The organism is Paenibacillus sp. 79R4 (assembly GCF_013393165.1).
Lineage (GTDB): Bacteria > Bacillota > Bacilli > Paenibacillales > Paenibacillaceae > Fontibacillus.
The window spans coordinates 1-559 of the sequence record NZ_QJOT01000042.1; the positions used below are offsets into that span (position 1 = coordinate 1).

The 559-nt window shown below is 43.8% G+C and carries 1 tRNA gene and 1 rRNA gene; both read left to right on the forward strand.

Annotated features, from left to right (window positions below):
- A 16S ribosomal RNA gene (locus tag DMN77_RS23525) occupies positions 1-62 on the forward strand; the annotation flags it as partial.
- 101 nt (positions 63-163) lie between these two features.
- Positions 164-239 (forward strand) — tRNA-Ala (locus DMN77_RS23530).
- The last annotated feature ends 320 nt before the right edge of the window (positions 240-559 follow it).

Here is a 559-nt window from a genome sequence, read left to right on the forward strand (position 1 = left end):
TGATTGGGGTGAAGTCGTAACAAGGTAGCCGTATCGGAAGGTGCGGCTGGATCACCTCCTTTCTATGGAGAATCGTTCTCTGCGATGAGAACATTCAAATCGCTTCTTTACAGAAGCAAACATTGATGCGTATCCATTTGTTCGGTTTTGATGGAATTTATATGGGGCCATAGCTCAGCTGGGAGAGCGCCTGCCTTGCAAGCAGGAGGTCAGGAGTTCGATCCTCCTTGGCTCCACCATAATATACCATCTAAACATCATATCTCCTCCATAACTTACCGCTTGATGCGTAAGCGAGGAGCTGATAAGATAATATTCCGCCGCTAAAACGGCGAACAAACTTGATCCTTGAAAACTGGATATACGAAACGAATTTTGCGTTTTAGAAACAATCCTTTAAGCTGAAAATTTGTGTCAAAACAAATTTGAATTAAAGTGGCCATGCGTAGATTTTGTGATAATCGATCCTTTGGGAGTCACTTTCCACTTTGTTTGGTTCAATCCAATCCGGAAAGGGACGGACAACAGAGCGAGCAGCGCAAAATCGGAGCATAAGGTT